Here is a 16,619-nt window from a genome sequence, read left to right as displayed (position 1 = left end):
TGACTTTATCCTGTAGAATGCGCACGGAGTTTGAATACAGAAGCAGGCTGAGATTTTTACAAGAACCACCGTCGAATCCCTTCAAGGCAGTGAACTGTGGATTTTTCTTTCGAAAGACTGTATTCCGCAGCGCGAAGCTGGTAAAATCCCGCTCCATCACAACGTAGCAAGTGCCGCCCGTACAAACGGCGCTTATTTGCACAAATCCATTGACAAACGAAGGCTGAAAGGGCATATTCCTTGGCCTTTGAATTGTCCTCAATAGAATATATTTGGGAGTTGGACCTTGGCTAATATCAAATCAGCTAAGAAACGCGCCGTACAGTCTGAGAAACGCCGCAAGCATAACGCTAGCCGTCGCTCAATGGTGCGTACCTTCATTAAGAAGGTGTATGCGGCAATCGCAGCTGGCGATAAAGACACAGCGCAAAAAGCATTTAATGAAATGCAACCAATCGTGGATCGTCAGTCCTGTAAAGGTCTGATCCACAAAAACAAAGCAGCACGTCATAAGTCTAACTTAGTCGCGCAAATCAACGCAATGCAGTAATTGCATTACGTCGACTGCTTAGTAAAAAGACCGGCCCAGGCCGGTTTTTTTATATCTATTTTTTGAATTGCTTATAATTTAGCCTATTCACGGCAAGACCCATTTATAGCCTATAGACTTCAAAACGCAGAAAGTCAGCCATCAAATGACAAATTGGTATAAGCCCGATGTAACAGCATTTATGTCAGCCCCTAGGGTGGCACTCATTAATCCCGATAAGCTGACATATTTATCAACGAGTGCAATCAACACAGCTGTAGTTTGCAAGGTAACGTGGCTATTTAGCCACTAAAGAGCGCGGAAAAATCTTTGTTACATACCCGCTGCACTGCCGGATGTTGGATCATACGCTCGGCAAAAATCACATAATATTCTTCCTGCACACTGTCTAAGCGGCCAATTTCGACTATCTGGTCATCTTTAGCGTAGGTATCAGCAGCGTACATTGTCGGTGCAACAAAAATAGCATTGTTATAAATAGCGAAAGCATTCATCAGGGCCGCGTCATCAAACTCACCCAAAATCTCTACCTGTAGCCCTTTACTGTTAATCCAGTTCAGCAATTTGCGCCCAAGCATGGAACGACGGCCCGGTATCAACAAACGCTTTTGCTGCAAACAAGCAGGGAAAGGTAAATCAGGGATGGGCTGACGACAATAAAAACTCACACTGCATTCGCCCAGTTTGACAGAGAACAACCCTTCTTGTTGGCTGGAGTCAACCGGACAATCGGACAGAATCATATCCAGTTTGTGCTGACTCAACTGCTCCAGCAGCATTTCGTGGGTCGATTCAAAACAGCGCAGATGAATCTTTTCGTTCTCAACGACAGCCGTTTCCAGAACCTGGCTCACCAAACGCTTGGATAATGCATCGGCAACACCAACATCGAAAAGTAGATTAGATTCTTTGCGATAATTAACGATATCCAGCATTTCATGGCTAAGCATGAACATTTTATCCGCATAACGAAAGACCAACTGCCCCAACTCTGATGGCACCAAGCCTCGCCCTTGTCGCTTAAATAACTTCCCCCCCAGACGCTCTTCCAACGCTTTAATTTGCCCGGTAATTGTTTGTGGCGTCAGGAATAATGCTTCTGCTGCACCGACGACTGAACCTTCTTTACAGACCTGCCAAAAGTAATAAAGATGATTGAAATTGATATGTGACATTCGCATGTTGTTATCCCCTTAACATATCGGCGAGCCAGATATACCCGTCCTACTTCAAGTTGCATGTGCATTGGCAGCGTTCAAAATGGTTTACAACCAATCTGCCTTTCACTTGCCGGCTTCCTGCAACTCGAATTATTTAGGGTGTATATAACCTCATGCACGACTAAACGTTCCCTGTTCTGACGGTAAGCCTAGAAATCCATCAGGTAGAACACCAGTACCTTTATGAGCGGCACTGGTCATTCAAATATTAATCAGCGAGTTATTTTTCTTGTTGCTGGCAAGGCCATACGCAACAAGCTATAACCCACAATGGCTGCGGTGGTAGAGCCTAATAATATGCCCAACTTAGAATAGGTAAGCAAAGCGAGATCGGCGCCATCAAATGCCAGCGACGCGATAAATATCGACATAGTAAAACCGATACCGCATAGCACCGACACCGCAAAAATCTGCTTAAAGTTTATCGCATCAGGTAGTTTAGCCACCCCTAACTTAACCGCGAGCCAACTAAAGAGGAAAATCCCCAGTGGCTTACCAATAAACAGACCGCTCGCAATCCCCAGAGGCAATAGCGATGTCAATCCAGCGAGTGAAACGCCTTGCAGTGAAACCCCCGCATTGGCAAACGCAAACAGTGGCAAGATCAAATAAGCAACCCATGGGTGCAAACCATGTTCGAGCGACTCTGACGGTGAACGCTTATCTTTAGTGTGCAGCGGTATCATAAAGCCGACAATGACCCCGGCTAAGGTCGCATGCACACCTGATTTGAGGATGCAGACCCACAATACCAATCCCACCAGTAGATAGGCAGAGGTTTTCCCTACCCCACGCCAATTCATGTAAGCCAGTAGCGCAATAGCCGCAGCAGCTATGCCTAAGGCTTGCAGTGAAACCTCGTGGGTATAGAACAACGCAATAATGATGATGACACCCAAGTCATCAATAATGGCCAGTGCCAGTAAAAAGACTTTAAGACTGGTTGGAACCCGATTTCCCAACAGAGCCATCACCCCTAACGCAAAGGCGATATCAGTAGCCGCAGGAATTGCCCAGCCCTGGCGGGTAACCTCATCAGCACCGTTAAATAATAGATAAATCAAAGCCGGTGCCAGCATACCACCTAATGCTGCTATGGCCGGAAAAACCGCTTTATCGCGGCCAGCTAACGAACCTTCCATCAGTTCGCGCTTAACCTCCAACCCAATCATCAGGAAGAATATCGCCATTAAACCGTCATTAATCCACAGTAATAGTGGCTTGCTGATATCCAGCGAGGCTATCTTTACCGATACCGGTACATCAAGAAATGATTGGTAAATGCTAAATAGGGGGCTGTTAGCCATAAATAAGGCGACGGTGGCAGCTAAAATTAGAATCAGCCCACCTGCGGCCTCTTGGCGTAAAAATTGACGGATCATGTTTGTCACAATGAATAACTCCTTACATCGGACAGTGAGCCTGTGCTCGGCGAATCAATGCATCAATTTTAAGATAGTCTTCAACTCGAAAAAAGTCGTTTTTATGGCATCAAATGATCGAAAAAACCGAGCTATTAATGATTTACTTCACATATATATTTAGTTGGCGATGAAAAAAATCCCCGACGTTAATCGAGGATTTTTCGTTTTCTTGCACGTTCTTAGCCGATTAACAACTCATTGGTCAGCGAGTCAAATCGTCAAAGAATTTCTTAACGCCATCTAAGAAGCTTTTAGATCGGGGACTATTTTTCTCACCCGCAGCACCGACGAAACTCTCTTCCAGTTCGCGCAGTAGCTGTTTCTGTTTTTCGCTCAGATGGACTGGTGTCTCAACCACAACACGACATAACAGGTCACCCTGACTTCCGCCACGCACAGATTTAACACCCTTGCCACGCATGCGGAACAGCTTGCCGGTTTGGGTCTCTGCTGGGACTTTCAGCTTAACCCGGCCATCCAGCGTTGGGACTTCAATCTCGCCGCCTAAGGCTGCCATAGCAAAGTTAATTGGCACTTCACAATACAGGTTATTGCCTTCACGTTCGAAGATTGGGTGCGCTTTAACTTGCACCTGAACATATAAATCACCTGCTGGCGCGCCATGTTCACCCGCTTCACCTTCGCCACTTAAGCGAATGCGGTCACCGGTATCAACACCGGCGGGGATCTTAACCGACAGTGTTTTGGATTTTTCAACACGGCCATGCCCATGGCACTTGTTGCAAGGATCTTTAATGATTTGACCATTACCCTGACAAGTAGGACATGCCTGCTGGACGGTAAAGAACCCTTGGCGCATATGTACCTGACCTGCACCACGGCAAGTCGAACAAGTGACAGGTGAACTCCCCGGCTTAGCGCCACTACCGTGGCAAACATCACACTCATTCAGCGTTGGGATGCGAATTTCTTTAGTCACGCCGCGTACGGCTTCTTCCAGTGTCAGATCCATGTTGTAGCGTAGATCGGAACCACGGGAAGCACGCTGACGGCGGCCACCACCAAAGATATCACCGAAAACATCACCAAAAATGTCGCTAAAATCAGCACCACCGCCACCACCAAAACCGCCGCCGCCCATGCCACCTTGTTCAAAGGCTGCATGACCATATTGATCATATGCTGCACGTTTTTGTGGGTCAGTCAGAATTTCGTAAGCTTCTTTAACTTCTTTAAAATTTTCACCGGTATCGTTCTCGTCCTGATTACGGTCCGGGTGATACTTTACTGCCAGGCGTTTATAGGCCTTTTTGATTTCACGTTCATCGGCGCCCTTACTGACGCCTAAAACCTCGTAATAATCTCTCTTCGCCATTCTCTTTTTTTCCTACCCTTAACATGCGTGCACGGGCGTAGAGTTTCCTCGACGCCCGTGCTGGTTTCCAGCAACAGTAAGGCCTACCACTGCTGTGCCCGCTTAAGGGCGATTATTTTTTGTCTTTTACTTCTTCGAATTCGGCGTCTACCACGTCGTCTTCTTTCTTGGCACTGGTGTCACCAGCATCGCCGCCTGCGGCTGCTTGCTGCTGCTGAGCCATTTCTAGCAATTTGCCAGAAACCTGCACCAGAGCCTGAGTTTTCGCTTCAATTTCAGCTTTGTCTTCGCCTTTCAGAGCAGCTTCCAGCGCTTTCAAAGCATCTTCGATCGCAGTTTTGTCTTCTGCTGGCAGTTTGTCGCCGGTTTCTTCCAACTGTTTACGGGTGCCGTGAATCAGATGGTCAGCCTGGTTGCGAGTCTGAACCAGTTCTTCAAACTTACGGTCTGCTTCTGCGTTAGCTTCTGCATCACGTACCATTTTCTGGATCTCTTCCTCGTTCAAACCAGAAGATGCCTTGATGGTTATCTTCTGCTCACGACCGGTATTCTTGTCTTTAGCAGACACATGCAGAATACCATCGGCGTCGATATCGAAAGTCACTTCGATTTGCGCCATACCGCGAGGAGCAGACTGGATACCGTCCAAATTGAACTGACCCAGAGACTTGTTATCCTGAGCACGTTTACGCTCCCCCTGAAGCACATGGATGGTTACCGCAGACTGGTTGTCTTCTGCAGTAGAGAACACCTGGCTGTGCTTAGTTGGGATAGTGGTGTTTTTAGTGATAAGTGGGGTCATCACACCACCCATGGTTTCAATACCCAGTGACAGTGGGGTAACGTCCAATAACAGAACGTCTTTCACTTCACCAGACAGAACACCACCCTGCACTGCCGCACCAATGGCTACAGCTTCATCTGGGTTAACGTCTTTGCGTGGTTCTTTACCGAAGAAATCAGCAACTTTCTTCTGAACCATTGGCATACGAGTCTGACCACCAACCAAGATAACGTCCTGGATATCGGAAACAGACAGGCCAGCATCTTGTAAAGCCACTTTCAGTGGTTCAATAGAACGATTAACCAAATCTTCTACCAGTGACTCCAATTTAGCGCGGGTCACTTTGATGTTCATGTGTTTTGGACCGCTGCCATCAGCCGTGATATACGGCAGGTTAACGTCGGTCTGTTGAGCTGAAGACAGCTCGATTTTTGCTTTTTCAGCGGCTTCTTTCAGGCGCTGCATTGCCAGTGGATCGGTACGCAGATCCATACCCTGGTCTTTCTTGAATTCGTCAACCAGATAGTTGATCAGACGGCTATCAAAGTCTTCACCACCCAAGTGAGTATCACCATTGGTTGCCAGAACTTCGAAGGTTTTTTCACCGTCAACTTCGTCGATTTCGATGATAGAGATATCGAAAGTACCACCACCGAGGTCATAAACCGCGATAGTACGGTTGCCGACTTCTTTGTCCAAACCGTAGGCCAATGCCGCTGCGGTTGGTTCGTTGATGATACGTTTTACTTCCAGACCGGCGATACGGCCAGCATCTTTCGTTGCCTGACGCTGAGCATCGTTGAAGTAAGCCGGTACAGTGATAACCGCTTCAGTTACTGGTTCACCCAGAAAATCTTCCGCTGTTTTCTTCATTTTCTTCAGAACTTCAGCAGAAATCTGTGGTGGTGCAACTTTCTGGCCTTTTACTTCAACCCAAGCATCACCATTGTCGGCTGCCACGATTTTGTACGGCATGATATCTTTATCACGCTGCGCTTCTTCATCCTGGAAACGACGGCCAATCAAACGTTTGATGGCAAACAGTGTGTTTTGTGGGTTAGTAATAGCCTGACGTTTAGCCGGTTGACCAACCAGAATCTCACCATCTTGGGTATAAGCGATGATAGAAGGCGTAGTACGGTCGCCTTCGCTGTTTTCCAGCACACGAGCTTTAGTGCCATCCATAATTGCTACACAAGAGTTGGTAGTACCCAAGTCGATACCAATAATTTTACCCATCTAAAACGCCTCCACTAAAAAGTCATATTCGGTCAAGTTACTAATCTATATGTGGGCGGATTGTTTGTTTTCAACTGCCCGTATTTTGTTAATCAATGTTTTCATGCCCAATATTTTACTGATGCATGTGTCCGCTGATCCACGATTAGTCCCTGCGGTTGGGAATAAGATGGGGCCACGAAACGCAGCATCAAGGGGGGAGATGAAAAAAAATTACTTTTTATCACCCTCGAGATCATTGTTTCCAACCGCGTGGATCATTATGATGCGGCGCGCACTGAGGGAATCGACGACTTTTTGGTCATTCAGGCGTTTGATACTTATTCGGATAACTATCCATTTTTTAGCATTCTGTTAATTGCAGAGGACTTATGAACACCACCAAGTTGGCAAATCCTGGCCCGTTAGGCCTGATGGGTTTTGGGATGACAACCGTCTTGCTCAACCTACACAATGCAGGTTTCTTCCCCCTGACCTCTGTTATTTTGAGTATGGGGATTTTTTACGGCGGTCTGGCACAAATTCTGGCGGGTATGCTGGAATATAAGAAGGGTAATACTTTCGCGGCCACTGCATTTACCTCCTATGGCGCATTTTGGCTGAGCCTGGTCGGTTTGCTGATGTTACCTAAGATGGGTATGGCTGACGCAACTGATGCACAATTCCTCGGCGTTTATTTAGGTTTATGGGGCATCTTCACACTGTTTATGTTCTTCGGGACTTTGCCCGCTAACCGTGCTTTGCAGTTTGTTTTCGGTAGCCTGACGCTGCTGTTTGCGCTGCTGGCCGTCGGTAACTTCACCGGCAACCATTCACTGCTGGTGTTCGCCGGTTTCGAAGGCATCATTTGTGGTGCAAGTGCAATTTACCTGGCAATGGCAGAAGTATTGAACGAACAATATGGCCGTACCGTATTGCCTATTGGTGAACCAAGCCCAACTTTACAAGCGCAACATGTAGTTTAATTAGGAAATTTAGATTTAAAGCCCCCTGGAGCATTCATGTTTCAGGGGCTTTTTTATGTTTACTTATTACGTCTAAAAAAATGGATTACTTGATTAAAATTAGCATTACAAAATAATTAAATAGAAGAATTAAAATAGATAGAGTAAAGAAAAAACAAATCATATAACATCAAGATGAGGTAAGTAACATGAAACATTCAAGTTAATAGACTTAAGGGCTAGCCTATGAGAATAGTCACAAAACTATTGATAAACGCTATATTAATAATATCAGAATCAGTCTATTCAAGTGAGGGGAAAGTCTGTTTTTATGAGCTAGCAGATTTTAGTGGGGAATCATTTTGCTCAGCAGAGAATGAATCAATGTCTGCTTATAATGATGCATTCAATAATAAAATAGAATCAATTTCGGTCCCGCTGGGCATGATTGTAACCCTTTATGATGATATTGATCTTTCTGGTAAAAAAATAACATTAAAGAATGATATTAATCTACGGCAACTAAAATCATCAGGGTTTTATAAAAGAATAAAATCATATCAAATAGCACCGGCAATCTGTTTTTATACAGAAGATCAGTTTCAGGGTGACACTACTTGTTTAGCATCCAATCAACAAATAGATTTTTATCACGATACAGAAAACATCCTTGAGTCGGACAGAGAAGTACTACCTATTCATAATGATAGTATTCAATCCATAACCATACCCCAAGGAATGATAGCAACAATCTACAAGAATGATAATTTCAATGCTCCTTTTTTTAAGTTAACAGAAAGCATTACTGATAATAGTTTAAAAGCACTGGAAATGAGTAATGCAATTACTAGCATCAAGGTAGCAGAAATAAAAGGCCTTAATTGTGATCAACAATGTGTCATTATAAATAGTTATACCATAAAAATCGCTAGTGTATTTAAAAAATACTGGAATGATGAACGCTTGAAGAATAAGCAAATTTTATTGGTTTTTAATACTATGAATTTAGGCGAAGGTGATAATTATGTTCTATCGCTATTTAACGGCGCTAACATTAACATTAATAATAGTAGAATTGAATTCTACAACAAAAAAATGAACACTAAGTTTTATTTTGAATATTATAAACGCAGCGACAACCTATCTTTCATTATACAAATGAAAAAAGATATTGTACAAGTACAATATATTCAAACATTGCGAAATAATTTAGTAAATATATCCCCAATAATTTTATTTGATTGGGATAATGGCATTAGTGCAACTCCAGAGATAGTAATAACCAACTACAATAAAGATAAACCTTTAGTTATCGCAAAAACCATACTTACCGCAGATACAGGAGATAAAGATTGGGAAAAAAGAGATTTAGTACAAACAAGTAAAATACTCTGTGCTTTTACTCCTTTTTTAAATATTTATAATTATATTGTTCGAGGTAAATGCCAACAATTGAATAGCATTGTATTCAGTGCAGATGATTTTTTTAACCATAATACAAAAGGAAAAACATTACATATTGCCGGAAACAGTCCCCCACTAAAACCAAAGTCCGCCAAAGAAGAAGAGTTACAGATGCCTGATGATGTCGATAACTACATGACATTAACTTATATGGATAACAGCCAACGTAGACAATCTCTCAGTCTCCCAGCGGGGGCCAAAGCCTGCATGGTTTCGTTCCACTCGTTACTTAACTCTCGTCCAATACGTCAAATAAGGCCCCATTGTATTGATTGGACATTGGAAATTATGACTGACTTTACCTTGTTGTTTGGTAATAGCTTAGCAACCTGGAATACTGCATTTTTTGGCCAAATAGTAGATTCAATAATAAGAACAGGAAGTACCGGCGTCACCGTCGAACATGCAGCAGTAGAAAATAGGTTCATCCATGCTATAACAGAAAAAATAACCGATAGAACCACTAATAATGCCTTTGCCGATATTAAAACCGCTTTTGATTATGCTCAGCTTAGTTATATATCTTACAGTTCTGTTTCTTCATCTAATGAATCACCATCACAGGTGGAGCTCTTACCATTAGGCATTTATGAGTTGTTATTAGAGACTTTCGTCTTTAGACCGACGACTCCAATAATCATTTCACAAGGTGAACCCGTCGAGCAAACTGAATTGGAATTCGAAATAGAAGTGCTCCCAACACCAACCCCCGAGGAGGAGGAAAAACTTTCAGGTGTAACAGTGAGTAATGCCCAAGCGATGCGGAAAAAGCTGAAAGAAACCATTACTCACTGGGAGCAGCAGTATGACCGAAGTTACCCCGACCTCGCTGCTAGTGCAGATGCAGCTACAGATGAAATGAATGATGCCCGCATAAAACTGCTTCGTGCAGGAAATATTGTGACGGGTATTATCAATCGAAGGCTCACTCTTCATCGCCCCAGTGAAATATATGTAATTGTTAAACTGCAGGGAAGAGTTATCGCGATAGTACTTGCTGACCGTTTTAATAACCTGGATGAAGTTGAACTGGTCGCATCTGCAACCCTGCCAGACTATGTCTTATTTCCCGGCCGAGAAGGAACCGTAAGAGGTGCTGGTACAGCGGCAGTCAGAGAACTGAGCCGATATTTACAACAACAGGGTGCTCGTACATTGTACTCTGAAGTCATTTCTCAACCTTCTGCTCGCGTCAAACAGAAGGGCCCCATTCCCGAACGAAACGCAACAAACCATCATGCGTTATGCAGCGAGTAGATACTCTAAAAATACCTCATTCGGTGAGCTGTATTCCAGAGATTTGCGCCCCCGAGTGTTGAGGATGTGCTCCAGTCTCGCAATATCTTCATCGCTGACGCCATTAAAATCGGTTCCTTTCGGATAAAACCGCCGTATCAGACCGTTGGTATGCTCATTCAACCCCCGCTCCCAGGAATGATAAGGCCGGGCAAAGTAAACCTTTGCGCCCGTTACCTGAGTGATGTCCTTATGTTTCGCAAACTCGGGTCCGTTACCCCCCATGTCAGGGTAGTTGTCGCCTCTAACTGAAAACATCCAAGGGGCTGGAGACAACAAGAATGAAAACGTATTCACCTGAGCTTAAAGCCGCTGTGATTGCCAGAATGATGCCACCACACAATCAGCCGGTTGTTCAGATTGCACGCTCTGAGGGGATCCCTGTCAATACGCTTTACACCTGGCGCTCCAAGGCAGGTATTTCGACCGCGAGCACCCACGTTGAGGTAAAAACCCCGCAGCAATGGTCCCGTGAGGCTCGTTTTGCCATCCTGGTTGAAACGGCACCTCTTTCCGCCCATGCTGTTGCTGAGTACTGTCGCCGTAAAGGGCTCTACCCTGAGCAAATTCAGCAGTGGAAGAATGAGATAATGCAGCCAGATCCGCGTGAAGAGAAAGCACTCGTCAAGAAACAGCAAAACGAAATTCATCAGCTTAAGCGTGAAATTGCCCGCAAGGATAAGGCGTTGGCTGAGGCTGCGGCATTGCTGATATTGCAAAAAAAGTTCAAGGCGTTGTTCGTCGAGGAAAACGGGGACGAATGACGCCGACTCCGGACAGGCTGCGATTGATGACAATCGTAAAGGAAGCCGTTGCTGCAGGCGCGAGGCTGAGCGAGGCTTGCCAGTCTATTGGGCTTAGTGAGCGAACATTACAGCGTTGGGGAAAAGGGACGCATGACCGCAGACCCACGGCGTCACGGCCCATCCCGAAGAACAAACTCACTGCCGAAGAGGAACAACAGGTTTTAGCCCTCTGTCATGAACTGCGGTTCGCCAGCCTGCCACCGACGCAAATCGTTCCTTTGTTGGCGGATGAAAAGCGCTATATCGCCAGTGAGTCAACGTTTTATCGGATACTAAGACGTGCTGGCGAAACAACGCACCGTGGTCGGCAGAGGGTAGCGCAAAGCAAGCCGCTATCGACCTGGAGGGCGACGGCACCGAATCAGGTGTGGTCATGGGATATTACCTGGCTGAGGTCGCTGACGGCAGGACACTGGTTCTATCTGTACCTGATAGAAGACGTGTTCAGCCGCAAAATCGTCGGTCACGAGGTTCACTTGGTTGAAAGTGGTGAGCATGCGGCAGAGCTGATGAATCGGACAGTGCTGAGCGAACGCTGTTGGCAGGAGCCGCTGGTACTGCATGCGGATAACGGAGCCCCGATGAAGTCACAGGTGCTGCAGGTAAAGCTTGCGGAACTTAAGATAACCCCGTCGCACAGCCGGCCACGGGTGAGCAACGATAACGCGTATGTTGAATCGCTGTTCAGGACGTTGAAATACGTGCCGAGCTGGCCGGAGAAGGGCTTCGCGACGCTGGAGGATGCGCAGGCGTGGGTAGAAACCTTCGTTGGCTGGTATAACGAAGAACATCGGCACAGTGGTATCCGTTACGTCACACCAGGGCAACGACACAGAGGTGAAGATCGGGCACTACTGGCGCAGCGTAAATCGGTCTATGAAGCGGCGAAAATGCAGAATCCACATCGGTGGTCAGGTTCAACGAGAAACTGGCACCGGCAGGATGAGGTCTGGTTAAATCCGGAACGTGAAACGTTGGCCGCATGAATTAACTGAGGCGACAACTACCTTGACACGCGCCGGTTATCTGCCGTCAGGGTTTTAAACTCACAGAAAGTATTCGCCACGATGTCCCTGAACGCTTCCACGACGCTCTCAGCGCACTTATTGGGGAGTTTACGGATAATGACCTGCTTTGTGGCTTTGTCCACGACCGTCAGCAGGAATGACTTCTGGTCTTTGCCAAAAATCGTATCGATTTCAACATGCCCGGGAACCTGTTTGAGTTCAGCCTCAGCAGGCCTGTGCTCAATGCCAACCCTGTCCGGGATGGGCGTGCGTCCGGGCTCACCAGTATCATAGCGATAGCGTTTACCCCGGTGAGGGAGCTGAAGGTAAAGCTTACCGCCAGCCTGTCTGTCCGAACGGATATAGCGGTAGAGGGTATTTTTGCTGACGGCGATATCAAACTGGATTTTCAGTCTCCCACAGATAACCTCAGGGGAGGTATGTACAGCCAGCGCCTGCCGGAGAAAGTCTTGTGTCTGCTGGCCCAGAGGGACACAGGCATTGTGTGCCGAGGTGGCGCCCCGCCGTTGTCTGGCTAAGGCATCAGCGCGTCTGGAGGAGTAAAGTCCGTTGAAGGCGGGGTCCGTATTACGTCTGAGCTCCCGGCTCAGGGTAGAGCGAGAGACGCCGAGCTCTCTGGCAATGCAGGACTGATTAACGCCTTCAGCTTTTCGTTTTTCGATGTAAAAGCGCTCATGCTGAGTCAAATGTTTTCCCTTCATGCAACAGGGTCTCCGACAGGGTCAATACGGCTATTTTATCCGTACCTGACCGGTGGGTCACTTTGTTGCATTTCGTTTGGGAATTGGCGAGGTCGGCTTTAATTTTAAGAATGAATTTTAAACTATATGGGTCAAAAAATAGCCCATAAATTGTATGGGCTATTTTTGAAGATGAGATCTATTTACCCGCTCTCTTACTCAACCAAAACCTTCTTTGGCAGATGCACTTTCACATCGCTATTAATATCATTACGCAGATAAATCCCCAGCAACAATCCTACCAGCGATAACAACAGCATGTAATAGGCCGGGGCCATCGGTGTCATTTTCATTAATAGGGTCACCACAATCGGTGTCAGACCACCAAAAATGGCATAGGCCACATTGTAAGAGAAGGATATCCCGGTAAAACGGACCTCTGCTGGGAATGCACGGACCATCACATAAGGTACCGCACCGACAATGCCGACACAAAATCCAGCCATCATATAATGCGTAATGAGTTGAGTTGGATCAGTTAAATTAGTGTGGTAGAACGACCATGTCGATGCCGCCAACATCAGGCTGCCAACGATAAAGGTTTTACTGGCACCAAAGCGGTCAATGACCAGCCCGGCAATCACGCAGCCACACACCAGTGCGACAATCGCCAAACTATTGGCCTGCAATGCCAGCGCGGGCAGTACACCGAACTGCTTTTGTAAATACGTCGGGGTCATCAGGATAACCACCACGATCCCGGCAGAGAGCAACCAGGTCAACAGCATGGAAACAAACACTTCTTTCTTATGGTTAACCACGACAGATTTCAGTGGCAACTCATCAGCTAAAGTTTTACGTGCCTGCATCTCTTTAAAAATAGGTGTTTCTTGCAACCAACGGCGCAGATACATCGCGAACAGACCAAAAATCCCCCCCAGGAAGAATGGCACGCGCCAGCCACCGTCTAAGATGGCTTGATGACTTAAGGCGGTATTCATAGCAGTAGCCACCAGCGACCCCAGCAAGATCCCCGCAGTCAGGCCCGCCGTTAACGTACCGCAGGCAATCCCAATGCGCCGACGCGGTACATGTTCAGCCACGAAAACCCATGCTCCGGGGACTTCACCGCCAATTGCCGCACCTTGTAACACACGCATCAAGAGCAGCAGTAATGGGGCCGCGATACCAATCGAAGCATAAGTCGGCAACATACCGATCGCCAGTGTAGGTAAAGCCATTAACAGAATACTGAGAGTAAACATTTTCTTACGGCCAACCAGGTCGCCAAAATGCGCCATGATGATACCGCCCAGTGGGCGGGCCAGATAACCGGCCGCAAAAATACCGAATGTCTGCACCTGGCGCAGCCACTCAGGCATATCTACCGGGAAGAAAAGATCGCCGATAACCGCAGCAAAGAAGACGAAAATAATGAAGTCATAAAATTCCAAAGCGCCCCCTAATGCAGCCAGAGTGAGCGTTTTATAATCTTGCTTATTCAATCGACGGTTAGGATTATGCTCTTGAGCAACATGAGGTTGCGATAAGTCGACTTGAGATGAATTGTGTTCTTGAGACATATGACACCGTAATAAACCAGAGTTGGGGAAGAAAAATATTTTCAGCTTTTTGTAAAGTTAATAGGACTATACCGTACAAAATTCCCCACACGGTTAGAATGGTGCCTTATGTTGTAAAAAATTTTAATTTAGTTTTTTATATCGATAATGGCATTCTTCGGGCGAAAAGCCGCTACCACTTCAGCATTGGTCTCTATATAAGGCCCGTCCAGTAGTTGAATGCAATAAGGCACACTGGCAAAGATACCGGGGACGACCACTTTCGATTCAGCATCTTTAACCCCTTCAAGGGTTTCTTTGATAGATTTAGGTTGCCCCGGTAAGTTGATAATCAATGCTTGCTTACGGATAACCCCTACCTGACGGGATAAAATAGCAGTGGGAACGAAATGTAAGCTAATTTGGCGCATTTGTTCGCCAAAACCAGGCATCTGCCGATCCGCGATTGCCAGCGTGGCATCAGGGGTAACATCACGTCTTGCCGGGCCGGTACCGCCAGTGGTCAGCACCAAGTGGCAGCCCATTTCATCGACTAACTCACACAATGTCTGCTCAATCAGAGTTTGCTCATCGGGGATAAGGCGAGTTTCTATTTCAAAAGGGGTGGTTAACGCACTTGCCAGCCACTCTTCCAGCGCCGGAATGCCTTTATCTTGATATACCCCACTCGACGCCCGATCAGAGACGGAGACTAAACCTATACGTAATGTATTCATGCGACTACCTCGACGAAATGCCTGTTATCCAGGGCGAATAATAGCATATCCAACGTAATTAGCGTGGGGGTAGGCGCGCAAACCTGCCTGGTTAACGGGCAATAAAAAAGGCGGCTTACGCCACCTTTTATCTGACACACAACTCGAATTACAGCAGGTCAGAGATCATTTTCTCAAGCTTGCCTTGGTCGATAGCAAACTTACGGATACCGTCAGCCAGTTTATCGATAGCCATTGGATCCTGATTATGCTGCCAGTAGAACTCAGCTTCAGTCAGTGGTGCAGGCTTCGCCTGAACGTCACCGGTATAAGCGAGTTTACGCTCGATCGGGCCTTCGCTTTCTGCCAGTTCTTTCAGCAGAGAAGGTGCGATAGTCAGGCGATCACAACCCGCCAGCTCAATGATTTCGCCCAGATTACGGAAGCTTGCGCCCATCACCACAGTGCTATAACCGTGTTTTTTGTAATACTGATAAATCTCGGTTACTGAAACGACACCTGGATCTTCGTGTGGCGCGAACTCTTTTTTGTCGCCATTGGCTTTGTACCAGTCAAGAATACGGCCAACAAACGGTGAAATCAGGAACACACCCGCTTCAGCACAAGCACGCGCCTGAGCGAAGGAGAACAGCAGAGTCAGGTTACAGTTAATGCCTTCTTTTTCCAGTTGTTCCGCAGCACGGATACCCTGCCAGGTCGAGGCCAGTTTGATCAGAATACGATCATTGCTGATGCCAGCTTCGTTATACAGTTTAATCAGGCGCTTGGCTTTTGCCACGCTGGCAACGGTGTCATAGGAAAGACGAGCATCAACTTCGGTAGAAATGCGCCCTGGGATCAGTTTCAGAATTTCCAAACCGATATTCACAGCCAATTTGTCAGTGGCATCAACAATCTGCTGAGCATGGTCACTGCTTTGCTCGCGTGCCCAAGCAATGGCTTCATCGATCAGTTTGCGATATTCAGGAATTTGAGCCGCATTCAGGATAAGTGATGGGTTAGTGGTTGCATCTTGCGGCTGGTACAGCTTCATTGCCGCGATATCCCCGGTATCTGCTACTACTGTGGTAATTTGACGTAGGGAAGTAAGTTTATCGGTCATGTTGTCGTTTCTCGTCGTTTGTGCATGAACTTTTGGCATGTCAAAACTGTTCATTTCCTAAAGAACGCATGTTCTCAAGAATCTGTTTTCTCAAGCTGCTTTCTGCTCTTTCGAAATGTTAGCCATTTCGCAATAGTGGCTATCTGGACGCACTGCCTTGTCTTGATAATAACATGCGTAAGCCTTGGTGCAAGGCAGTTAAACTGATTAAAAAAAGCGCAAAGACACGCTTTTTGCTTAGCAACCGTTTTCGCCGTGCAAAACAGCCAGAAACCGGTTGGTTAATAGCAATTTCGTCCATTCTTATCGTGCTGAGACGATTTAGCCAAGCTCTATCATCGCTGACAACCCTACAACGTCATGTCCGATGGGGATACCTATCTTAGCAATCGCCCAATCTTTTTTTTTGCTGACGTGCGCTTTTTGCTACAGTGTCTCATCTGGATT

The 16,619-nt window shown here is 46.3% G+C and carries 13 protein-coding genes; 4 read left to right on the top strand and 9 right to left on the bottom strand.

What is annotated here, in order from left to right; translation table 11 throughout:
- Nucleotides 1-286: 286 nt before the first annotated feature.
- Nucleotides 287-550 carry a 30S ribosomal protein S20 gene (gene rpsT, locus ACWJJO_RS03510; protein WP_050086134.1) on the top strand — a complete coding sequence of 88 codons (264 nt, stop codon included), beginning with the start codon at nucleotides 287-289 and terminating at the stop codon, nucleotides 548-550.
- A 281-nt stretch (nucleotides 551-831) separates the two neighbouring features.
- On the opposite strand, the gene nhaR is transcribed toward rpsT, so the two are convergent.
- The 4 genes from nhaR to dnaK all read right to left on the bottom strand — a co-directional run bounded on the left by nhaR (nucleotide 832) and on the right by dnaK (nucleotide 6,553).
- Complete coding sequence (nhaR, locus tag ACWJJO_RS03505) at nucleotides 832-1,731, bottom strand: transcriptional activator NhaR (RefSeq protein ID WP_083160614.1); 900 nt, start codon at nucleotides 1,729-1,731, stop codon at nucleotides 832-834.
- A 251-nt stretch (nucleotides 1,732-1,982) separates the two neighbouring features.
- The gene (gene nhaA, locus ACWJJO_RS03500) at nucleotides 1,983-3,161 is read right to left on the bottom strand and encodes a Na+/H+ antiporter NhaA (protein ID WP_083160617.1); all 1,179 of its coding nucleotides are present in this window, start codon (nucleotides 3,159-3,161) and stop codon (nucleotides 1,983-1,985) included.
- A gap of 235 nt (nucleotides 3,162-3,396) precedes the next feature.
- On the bottom strand, nucleotides 3,397-4,530 hold the full coding sequence (dnaJ, locus tag ACWJJO_RS03495; protein ID WP_083160619.1) for a molecular chaperone DnaJ: 1,134 nt from the start codon (nucleotides 4,528-4,530) through the stop codon (nucleotides 3,397-3,399).
- A gap of 112 nt (nucleotides 4,531-4,642) precedes the next feature.
- Nucleotides 4,643-6,553, bottom strand: a complete 1,911-nt coding sequence (gene dnaK / locus ACWJJO_RS03490) for a molecular chaperone DnaK (RefSeq protein WP_481090644.1) — start codon at nucleotides 6,551-6,553, stop codon at nucleotides 4,643-4,645.
- Between the two features lie 371 nt (nucleotides 6,554-6,924).
- Here dnaK and satP point away from each other — a divergent pair, with 371 nt between their 5' ends.
- Both satP and ACWJJO_RS03480 read left to right on the top strand, forming a co-directional pair.
- Nucleotides 6,925-7,518 carry an acetate uptake transporter gene (satP, locus tag ACWJJO_RS03485; RefSeq protein ID WP_083160623.1) on the top strand — a complete coding sequence of 198 codons (594 nt, stop codon included), beginning with the start codon at nucleotides 6,925-6,927 and terminating at the stop codon, nucleotides 7,516-7,518.
- A 225-nt stretch (nucleotides 7,519-7,743) separates the two neighbouring features.
- Entirely contained in the window at nucleotides 7,744-10,218 is a 2,475-nt protein-coding gene (locus tag ACWJJO_RS03480) for a peptidase inhibitor family I36 protein (RefSeq protein WP_481090643.1), read from the top strand.
- Here the strand turns inward: ACWJJO_RS03480 and ACWJJO_RS03475 are convergent.
- Nucleotides 10,204-10,554 (bottom strand): IS30 family transposase, encoded by a 351-nt coding sequence (locus ACWJJO_RS03475; RefSeq protein WP_481090642.1) that lies wholly within the window; start codon nucleotides 10,552-10,554, stop codon nucleotides 10,204-10,206. The genes ACWJJO_RS03480 and ACWJJO_RS03475 overlap by 15 nt on opposite strands.
- Between ACWJJO_RS03475 and ACWJJO_RS03470 the strand changes: the two genes are divergently transcribed.
- Nucleotides 10,539-12,049, top strand: a protein-coding gene (locus ACWJJO_RS03470; protein WP_481090522.1) for an IS3 family transposase whose coding sequence is annotated in 2 segments (ribosomal slippage) — nucleotides 10,539-10,974 and nucleotides 10,974-12,049 — 1,512 coding nt in all. Because the reading frame shifts where the segments join, the coding sequence is not laid out codon by codon here. The two genes, ACWJJO_RS03475 and ACWJJO_RS03470, sit on opposite strands and share 16 nt — an antisense overlap.
- A 17-nt stretch (nucleotides 12,050-12,066) precedes the next feature.
- Here ACWJJO_RS03470 and ACWJJO_RS03465 read toward each other — a convergent pair.
- From ACWJJO_RS03465 to tal, 4 genes are all read right to left on the bottom strand, one after another.
- Complete coding sequence (locus ACWJJO_RS03465; protein WP_481090641.1) at nucleotides 12,067-12,792, bottom strand: IS30 family transposase; 726 nt, start codon at nucleotides 12,790-12,792, stop codon at nucleotides 12,067-12,069.
- Nucleotides 12,793-12,986: 194 nt separating this feature from the next.
- Nucleotides 12,987-14,354, bottom strand: a complete 1,368-nt coding sequence (locus ACWJJO_RS03460) for an MFS transporter (RefSeq protein ID WP_083160627.1) — start codon at nucleotides 14,352-14,354, stop codon at nucleotides 12,987-12,989.
- A gap of 128 nt (nucleotides 14,355-14,482) precedes the next feature.
- Nucleotides 14,483-15,070 (bottom strand): molybdopterin adenylyltransferase, encoded by a 588-nt coding sequence (gene mog, locus ACWJJO_RS03455; RefSeq protein WP_083160629.1) that lies wholly within the window; start codon nucleotides 15,068-15,070, stop codon nucleotides 14,483-14,485.
- Between the two features lie 148 nt (nucleotides 15,071-15,218).
- Nucleotides 15,219-16,172: a transaldolase gene (tal, locus tag ACWJJO_RS03450; protein WP_083160631.1), complete on the bottom strand. Its 954-nt coding sequence runs from the start codon at nucleotides 16,170-16,172 to the stop codon at nucleotides 15,219-15,221.
- Nucleotides 16,173-16,619: the final 447 nt, after the last annotated feature.

Source organism: Yersinia antarctica (genome assembly GCF_056636475.1).
This window is presented reverse-complemented; position numbering and strand designations above follow the sequence as displayed.